The following is an 8,403-nucleotide window of genomic DNA, read 5'->3' as shown; positions in this document are numbered from 1 at the left end:
GGTAGGGAGCGACAGAGCCCCGGGCGCGCGGCGCCGGGCCGCGGGAGTGGAGAGAGCGATGAACAGGTTCGACCCGAAAGCCCTGCTCGAGATCGAGGCGGAGCCGATCGAGCGCCCGAGCGTGACCGATGCCGAGGAGGCGGTGCGCACGCTGTTGCGCTGGGCCGGGGACGATCCCGACCGCGAGGGGCTCCTGGACACGCCCGGCCGCGTGGTGCGCGCCTATCGCCAGTGGTTCCGCGGCTACGAGGAGGACCCCGTGGCCATGCTGCAGCGGACCTTCGAGGAGGTCGAGGGCTACGACGAGATGGTGGTGCTGCGCGACATCCGCTACGAGAGCTATTGCGAGCACCACCTCGCCCCGATCATCGGCAAGGCGCATGTGGGCTATCTGCCGACCGACCGGGTGGTCGGCATCTCCAAGCTCGCCCGCCTCGTCGACGCCTATGCCAAGCGCCTGCAGGTGCAGGAGAAGATGACCGCGCAGATCGCCAACGTGCTAATGCAGGTGCTGCAGCCCCAGGGCGTCGCCGTGGTGATGGAGGGCGAGCATCACTGCATGTCGACGCGCGGCGTGCACAAGCCGGGCGTGACCATGGTCACCTCGACCATGCTCGGAATCTTCCGCGAGGACCACCGCACGCGCAAGGAATTCATGGACATCATCGGCAATCCGACGAACCGGCTAGGCTGATCCGCCCGGTCTGAACGTCTTCGCCGTGCGCGGCAAATTTCGGCCGGCCCGCCGAGGGCCGGCCTTTTCCTTGTGTCCGCCGGCGGGGGCCGGCCTCAGGCCGCCAGCCGCTCGATGCGCGCCTCGGCCCCGGCGATGGCGGCCTCGGCGTCGGCGGCCAGCCGGTCGGCGGAGATGAACTCGACGTCCTCGATGCCCATGAAGGCCAGCGCGTGGCTGAGATAGGGCGTGGCGAAGTCCGCCGCGCTGCCCACCGGCACGCCGCCCGAGGCGACCACCACCAGCGCGCGCTTGCCGGTGAGCAGGCCCTCGGGCCCGGCCTCGGTGTAGCGGAAGGTCTCGCGGGCGCGGGCGACCAGGTCGATCCAGGCCTTCAGCGCCGCGGGCAGCGAGAAGTTGTAGACCGGCAGGCCGATGACGATGGTGTCGGCGGCCCTGAGCTCGGCGACCAGTTCGTCCGAGAGCGCCAGCGCGGCGCGGTGCGCCTCGCTGCGCCCGGCCGGGTCGGTGAAGTTGGCGCCGATCCAGGCCTCGTCGATCAGCGGCACGCCGTCGGCCAGGTCGCGGCGGATGACGCGGGTTCCGGGGGCCGCGGCGCTCAGCCGCTCGACCAGCCGGTCGGCCAGCGCGCGGGTCACCGAGCCGGTGTGGCGCATGCTCGAATCGATCCTCAGGATGGTCGGGGAAGTGCTCATGATGTCCTCCGTCTGACTCGTCGTCCTCGCGGGTCTCGCCCGCCTGAGACAAACTTGATGCTTGCGCTTGGGAGAATTAAGACGGGGAATCCTGCAAGGACTGTTGCGCAAAGGGGAACGATATGGACCGCTTCGAGGACCTGCGCTGCTTCGTCCAGGTGGTCGAGAAGGGCAGCGTGACCAAGGCGGCGCGGGCCATGCGGCTGGCGCCCTCGGCGGTCAGCCGGCGCATCAAGGAGCTGGAGGCGCGGCTGGGCACGCAGCTTCTGGTGCGCACGACCCGGCGCATGAGCGTGACCGAGGCCGGGCGCGGCTTCCACGAGCGGGCCGGGCGCATCCTCGCCGATCTGGAGGAGGCCGAGCGCGAGGCCTCGGACCGGCACGCGGGGCTGGGCGGCACGCTGCGCGTCGCCGCGCCGCTCACCTTCGGGGTGGCGCACCTGACGCCGGTCGTGGCCGACTTCATGCGCGCGCATCCCGGCGTCGAGGTCGATATCGACTTCTCCGACCGGGTCGCCGACCTGGTGGCCGAGGGCTTCGAGCTCGCCATCCGCATCGGCGCGCTGCGCGATTCGAGCCTGATCGCGCGCAAGATCGCCGACGTGGCCAGCGTCGTGTGCGCCGCGCCCGCCCTGGTCGAGCGGCTGGGCGAGCCGGGCCACCCGGAGGCGCTGCGCGACTGGCCGGCGCTCGGCTACACCAATGTCGAGCGGCCCGACATCTGGCGCTGGCGCGGGCCGGAAGGCGAATCGGGCTCGGTGCAGCTCAAGCTGCGCATGCGCTGCAACAACGGCGGCGTGCTGCGCGACGCGGCGATTGCCGGCATGGGCCTGACCAACGGCCCCAGCTTCATCGTCTACAAGGCGATCGAGCGCGGCGAACTGGTGCCGCTCCTGACCGGCTACCGCTGGGGCGAGCCGGCGGCGATCTATACCGTCTACCCGCCGACCCGGCACCTCTCGGCGCGGGCGCGCGCCTTCATCGAGTTCGTGCGCGAACGAATCGGGCCGCGGCCCTACTGGGAGACCTGCCTCAAGCGCGCGGTGGGCTGAGGCGCTACTGCGCGCCCAGCGCGGGCGTGCCCGGGGCGGGCGGCGCCTTGAAGCGGCCCCCGGTGGGCGCCGTGCCGGGCTTGAGCGTGGCGTGGGTGTCGGTCCCGACCCCGACCCCGACCCTGACCCCGGGCAGGCCCTCGCCGACGCGGCGCACCACCGGCGATATCTCGACGGGCGCGGGCAGCGGCTCCTCGAACCAGTCGAGCGCGGCGCGGAACCAGATCGCCGGCAGGGCGTGGCCGCCGGGGTGCAGCAGGAGGTCGAGCCGGCTGCCGGCGGTGCAGCCGCGCCAGCTGATGCGCTCGAAATCGCGGAAGGCCACGGCCTTGCCCGGCGTCGGGTCGCAGCCGTCGGTGCGCGCGATCAGCCCCAGCGCGGCGTCCATAGGCGGCAGCGCCAGGTCGCCCTCAAGCCGCTTGAGCCCGGCGATCGGCACCAGGCGGTCCGAGATGCCCTGCGTCTGCAGGAAGCGCACCGGCGCGGCGCACTGCGCGGGCAGCGGTCCCAGCCAGCCGGCGCCGTGCGCCGCATAGGCGCTGGCCGTGTCGGGATGGCGGCAGGCGATCTGCCAGACCAGGAAGCCGCCGCGCGACTGGCCGGCGAGCAGGATGCGGTGGCGGTCGAGGTTGAAGCGCCGGGCGGCGTCGGCGATCACCGCGCGCACGAAGGCGGCGTCGTCGCGGCCCGGGCCGGTCTCGCCGGCGAGCCGCCAGCCGGTGTCGCGCCGCCCGCCCACATAGGTCAGTTTCGTGGCCGTGGGCACCACCAGCGCATAACCGCGCCCGGTCACCGCGGCGTCGAAGATCGGGTTGGCGGTGATCTCGGCGCTGCGCCCGCCCGAGCCGTAGAGATAGACCATGGCCGGGAACGGGCCGTCGCCGTCGGGCGCCAGCACGCGGTACTCGCCGCCGCCCGCCCGGCAGGGCTGCTCGAAGCCGCCAAGCGTGCATTGCGTGGTGCCGGCGGCCAGACCGGGCACGGCCATGGCGACGAGAAGCGCGAGCGCCGCGCCGGTGCGCCGGGCAGCCCCGAGACCTCGCGCCATTCCCATGATCGCCGCTCCCCGCACCTCCCCGATCCCCCGGACAGTATAGCCGCCGCGGGCGCCGGGTGCGAGCGCGGCCTCAGCCCTCGTCGAAGCGCACCTTGACATAGGAGCCGGGCGCGTCCTCGACGGCGCCCAGCACCTGGCCGGGCGTGCGCGCCGGCACCTTGCGGCGCGAGCGCTTGGCCAGCCAGGCCTGCCAGTCGGGCCACCACGAGCCGGCCTGCTCCTCCAGCCCCTCGAGCCAGGCCTCGACGCTGGCCTCCTTGATGCCGTCCTTGACCCAGTGCTGGTACTTGCCCAGCGACGGCGGGTTGACCACGCCGGCGATGTGGCCTGAGCCCGCGACCACGAAGCGCTGGCTGCGCCCGCCCAGCATCTTGGCGGCGCGGTAGGCCGAGGGCGCCGGCGCGATGTGGTCCTCGCGCGTGGCCACGTGATAGGCCGGCACGCGCACCTTCTTCAGCTCGAGCCGGATGCCGTCGATCTCCAGCTCGCCCTGGGCCAGCTGGTTGCGGTGGTAGAAGTTCTCCAGGTAGAACAGGTGCACCCTCCCCGGCATGCGGGTGGAGTCCGAGTTCCAGTAGAGCAGGTCGAAGGGGAAGTTCTCCTTGCCCAGCAGGTAGTTGTTGACCACGAAGCCCCAGATCAGGTCGGTCGAGCGCAAGCTGTTGAAGGCGGCGAGCATGTTCTCGGCCTCGACATAGCCCTGCTGCGCCACCTTGGCCTCGAGGATCTTGAGCACGCCCTCGTCGACGAAGTTCTGCAGGTCACCGGCGTTCGAGAAGTCGAGCTGCGTGGTCAGGAAAGTGACGCTGCCCACCCGCTCGTCCCCGGTCGCCGCCATGTAGGCCAGCGTGCAGCCGACCATGGTGCCGCCGATGCAGTAGCCGACCAGGTCGAGCTTGGCCGAGCCGGTCTCGGCGATCACCTTCTCGACCGCCTCGATCACGCCCTTGCGCATGTAGCTCTCCCAGGTCTCCTCGGCCTGGCGCGCGTCCGGGTTGACCCAGGAGACGACGAACACAGTGTGGCCCTGGTCGACCAGCCAGCGCACCATCGACTTCTTCTCGTTGATGTCGAGGATGTAGAACTTGTTGATCCAGGGCGGGACGATCAAAAGCGGGCGCTCGTAGACCCGCTCGGTGGTCGGCGCGTATTGGATCAGCTGCATGATCTCGTTCTGGGAGACCACCTTGCCCGGCGAGGTGGCGAGGTTCTCGCCGACCTTGAACGCGTCCATGTCGGTCTGCCGGATCAGCAGCTGGCCCTTGCCGCGCTCGAGGTCGCGCAAGAGGTTCTCGAGCCCGCGCACCAGGTTCTCGCCCTTCTGCTCCAGCGTCGCCTTCAGCACCTCGGGGTTGGTGCCGGGATAGTTGGTCGGCGCCAGCGCCTCGATGAAGTTGCGGGTCAGGAACTCGAGCCGGCGCCGCTCGCGATCGGGCAGGTCGTCGGCGTCGTCGAGCCGCTGGCGCAGCCAGTTGCCGGTCAACAAGTAGGACTGCTTGAGATAGTCGAAGAACGGGTTCTCCTCCCAGGCCGGGTCCTGGAACCGCTTGTCGCCCTTGTGCGGGGTGATGAGCGGCTGGCCGCCGTCCTCGCCCAGCCAGCGCCGCCACAGGCGCGCGCTCAGCTCGGCCTGGCTGGTCCAGAAGGCGAGCGTCGCCTCGCCCAGCTTCTCCGGGTGCTCCAGCCACTGCTGCGCCAGCCGCGCCATGGCCGGATAAGTGCCCAGCGGGTCGGGCGGGGCGGCCGGTACGCCGCCGGCTCCGCGCTCGAGCGACTCCAGCCAGACCTTCTGGCTGCGCTCGGTGATGCGTGCGATGCGCTCGGCCATCTCGCTGACCTCGGGCGCTCCGTCGTGATCGCTTTCGCTCGACATGGTTTTGCGCTGCCTCCCTCTTTGACACCCCTGGACGCCCCGGGCCGCCCCGGGCCGCCCCTGGACGCCCCTGACCCGGTGCCGCGGCGCTGGCCAGGCCGGGGCGGCGGGGCTATGCTGTTGCCGCACGATGTGGGCCAGCACCCACTCTATCACAAGAGGAAAGCGCGCCGGCAAATGAAGGCAACGAGGACGCTTGCGGTGCTGGTGCTCGCCGCCGCGCTGGCCGGCTGCGGCAGCGGACGGCTGCTCTCGGGCATCACCGTGCCCGAGTCGCCCGAGGTCGCCAAGGCGCCCTGGCCCCGGCTGGTGGACACGCCCAAGGCGCCGCCGGTCGGCACCTACACCGAGGCCGCGCCGGACCCCGCGATCGGCGCCGCGATCCTGGCCGAGCTTTCGGCCGCGGCCAACGCGCAGGCGGCGCAGGCGAACGCGCTCGCCGGCCCGGTGCTGAGCGCAGCCGACAAGCGCCGCCTCGGCGTGGCGCCCTGAGGCCCGACCCGGCGCCGCGGCCTGTTGCGCCGGCGGGCCCGGTCGGCTAGGCAGTGGCCCTGATTTCCCGTCCATCCCGAGACCGCGCCATGACAGACCCTTTCCGCATCGGCCTCGCCGGGCTCGGCACCGTCGGCGCCGGGGTGGCACGGATCCTCGAGACCCATGGCGAGGCGCTGGCGCTGAAGGCGGGGCGGCGCATCGAGATCGCCGCCGTCTCGGCGCGCAATCGCGGGCTCGAGCGCGGCGTCGACCTCTCGGCCTTTGCCTGGGAGGACGAGCCGGCGGCGCTGGCGCGGCGCGCCGACGTCGACTGCGTCGTCGAGGTGATCGGCGGCGCCAACGGCCCGGCCAAGGCGCTGGTCGAGCAGGCCATCGCGGCGGGCAAGCATGTGGTTACCGCCAACAAGGCGCTGATCGCGAATCACGGCCAGGCGCTGGCCGAGGCGGCCGAGGCGAGGGGCACGGGGCTGGCCATCGAGGCCGCGGTCGCCGGCGGCATCCCCGTGCTCAAGGCGCTGGGCGAGGGGCTGGCGGCCAACCGCATCTCCCGCGTGCTCGGCGTGCTCAACGGCACCTGCAACTACATCGTCACCGAGATGGAGGCGCGCCAGGCCGACTATGCGGAGGTGCTGGCCGAGGCGCAGCGCAAGGGCTATGCCGAGGCCGACCCCAGCTTCGACGTCGGCGGCATCGACGCCGCGCACAAGCTGGCGATCCTGGCCGCGCTGGCCTTCGGCACAAGGGTCGACGTCGACGGCGTGGTCACCGAGGGCATCGAGCGCGTGACGCTGGCCGACATCCGCACCGCGCGCGACATGGGCTATTCGATCAAGCTGCTGGCGCTGGCGCAGATGCACCAGCACGGGCTCGAGCAGCGCGTGCGGCCGTGCATGGTGGCGGGCGACAGCGTGATCGGCGCGCTGGGCGGCGTGACCAACGCGGTGGCGATCGAGGGCGACTTCATCGGCAAGTGCTCGCTGATCGGGCCGGGCGCGGGCGCGGGGCCGACGGCCTCGGCGATCTTGGCCGACGTGGCGGACCTGGCCCGCGGCGCAGTGCGGCCCGCCTTCGCGCGGCCGGCGAAGAGCCTGACGGCCGCGCCCAGGCTCGAGCATTCCGCCGAGCACTCGCCCTACTACCTGCGCTTCATGCTCGAGGACCGGCCCGGCGCGCTGGCCGCGATCGCCTCGGGGCTTGGCGACCAGGGCGTCTCGATCCACCGCATGCACCAGTACGGCGCGGGCGACCCGGTGCCGGTGGTGATCGAGACCCACGACGCGCGCCGCGACGCCATCGACGCCGCCGTCGCCGCCATCGCCGCTCTGCCGGTGAGCCTAGAGCCGCCGGTGGCGATCCGGATCGAGTCCGTGTGAGGGGGTGGGGCTATGCGCTATGCCTTGGCGATGGCTGTGTGCCGCCGGCTGCACAATGACTCTGCTCGATATTCACGCTGACTGGGTGATACCTATCCGCCACACCGGTTTGCGCTTGTTTCCCATTCGTTCCCACCGCGGATAGTAGGTTCGAATTCGTCAACCTCAAAATGTAGCTCGCCGGCCAGATTTTTGGCTTGCACACCAATTGGAACGTCACATGATGGGTAGGTGGGCGGATCGCGAATCTGCGACTCGGAGCGGTCACTCCAAACTCGCGTTCGCGATCCCCGGTCCGCAAAGCCCAGGCAGCCGTGGCGGACCTCAGGAGTGATTTGGTCCCTCCGTGCATATTTTCTCGCACGGATTTCCCTCCGGATCAACACGGCTGTCGATGCATCGAAAGGATGAATGATGCGAAAATCGACAAGTCCGAAGATGGACGAAAGGCTTGCGGCGAAGATCAAGGCGTTGCTCGGGGGCACCCCCATGAACAACGCTCAGATCGCCGCACATCTCGGTGGTCTCAACCAAGGCCGGGTTTCTGAGGTGCGAACCGGAAAACGGTTCGCTTGGGTGAAGCCCTGCCCATTGCCGGAGGCCCTCCATGGCGAGAAATGAAAAGACCTCGAAGGGCGTCGCCTCCAAGGCGTCCAAGATCCTTCGTGATCCGAAGGCCACGAAGGCCCAAAAGAGCGTAGCGGCGTCCGCGCTGACTCAGGCGCCGGATCGCTCGAAGGGTAGGAGGCGTCGGAAGTAGACGGCATACTTCGGAGGCGGGCCATGGTCCGCCTCCTCTGTCCTGCCTTGTGATTTGCGAGCAGAACCATTGTCTGAGTAGGGCGGGCTTCAGCCCGCCACGTCTCGGGGAATGGTTGAATGGCGGGCTTAAGCCCGCCCTACAGCCCGCTCACCGATCGTTAACCATGAACCCAGCCCAAATCACGCATCCAATGAAATCAATGTCTTAGTTGCGTGTGCAATGTGCACACCCCCGCTCAGGCGGCGAAGACCAGCAGAAGGTCCTTGGCGTCCACCTGCGTGCCGGCCGGGGTGACGACGCGCTCGATCGTGCCGTCGCGCTCGGCGTGCATGGCGGTCTCCATCTTCATCGCCTCCAAGGTCAGCAGCAGGTCGCCGGCCTTGACCTGCTGGCCCGCTGCG

9 protein-coding genes are annotated in these 8,403 nt (G+C 70.5%); 5 read left to right on the top strand and 4 right to left on the bottom strand.

Going from position 1 to position 8,403, the window contains the following annotated elements:
- The first annotated feature begins 58 nt into the window (after positions 1-58).
- On the top strand, positions 59-694 hold the full coding sequence (gene folE / locus AC32QD_RS11615) for a GTP cyclohydrolase I FolE (protein WP_492010664.1): 636 nt from the start codon (positions 59-61) through the stop codon (positions 692-694).
- Positions 695-789: 95 nt separating this feature from the next.
- Here the strand turns inward: folE and AC32QD_RS11610 are convergent, their stop codons facing one another.
- Positions 790-1,389: an FMN-dependent NADH-azoreductase gene (locus AC32QD_RS11610; protein WP_492010663.1), complete on the bottom strand. Its 600-nt coding sequence runs from the start codon at positions 1,387-1,389 to the stop codon at positions 790-792.
- Positions 1,390-1,511: 122 nt separating this feature from the next.
- Between AC32QD_RS11610 and AC32QD_RS11605 the strand changes: the two genes are divergently transcribed.
- Positions 1,512-2,441 carry a LysR family transcriptional regulator gene (locus tag AC32QD_RS11605; RefSeq protein WP_492010662.1) on the top strand — a complete coding sequence of 310 codons (930 nt, stop codon included), beginning with the start codon at positions 1,512-1,514 and terminating at the stop codon, positions 2,439-2,441.
- 4 nt (positions 2,442-2,445) lie between these two features.
- On the opposite strand, the gene AC32QD_RS11600 is transcribed toward AC32QD_RS11605, so the two are convergent.
- Positions 2,446-3,495: a CE1 family esterase gene (locus AC32QD_RS11600; protein ID WP_492010661.1), complete on the bottom strand. Its 1,050-nt coding sequence runs from the start codon at positions 3,493-3,495 to the stop codon at positions 2,446-2,448.
- 73 nt (positions 3,496-3,568) lie between these two features.
- Complete coding sequence (locus AC32QD_RS11595; RefSeq protein WP_492010660.1) at positions 3,569-5,371, bottom strand: PHA/PHB synthase family protein; 1,803 nt, start codon at positions 5,369-5,371, stop codon at positions 3,569-3,571.
- 177 nt (positions 5,372-5,548) lie between these two features.
- Between AC32QD_RS11595 and AC32QD_RS11590 the strand changes: the two genes are divergently transcribed.
- The 3 genes from AC32QD_RS11590 to AC32QD_RS11580 all read left to right on the top strand — a co-directional run bounded on the left by AC32QD_RS11590 (position 5,549) and on the right by AC32QD_RS11580 (position 7,860).
- Positions 5,549-5,863 (top strand): hypothetical protein, encoded by a 315-nt coding sequence (locus AC32QD_RS11590; protein WP_492010659.1) that lies wholly within the window; start codon positions 5,549-5,551, stop codon positions 5,861-5,863.
- Between the two features lie 89 nt (positions 5,864-5,952).
- Positions 5,953-7,239, top strand: coding sequence for a homoserine dehydrogenase (locus tag AC32QD_RS11585; protein ID WP_492010658.1), 1,287 nt, complete (start codon positions 5,953-5,955; stop codon positions 7,237-7,239).
- Positions 7,240-7,677: 438 nt separating this feature from the next.
- Positions 7,678-7,860, top strand: a complete 183-nt coding sequence (locus AC32QD_RS11580) for a hypothetical protein (RefSeq protein WP_492010657.1) — start codon at positions 7,678-7,680, stop codon at positions 7,858-7,860.
- A gap of 377 nt (positions 7,861-8,237) precedes the next feature.
- Here AC32QD_RS11580 and AC32QD_RS11575 read toward each other — a convergent pair.
- Positions 8,238-8,403, bottom strand: a 166-nt coding sequence (locus tag AC32QD_RS11575) for a biotin/lipoyl-containing protein (RefSeq protein ID WP_492010665.1), incomplete at its 5' end; no start/stop codon positions are given.

It is taken from the genome of Thermohalobaculum sp. (assembly GCF_058622915.1).
This window is presented reverse-complemented; position numbering and strand designations above follow the sequence as displayed.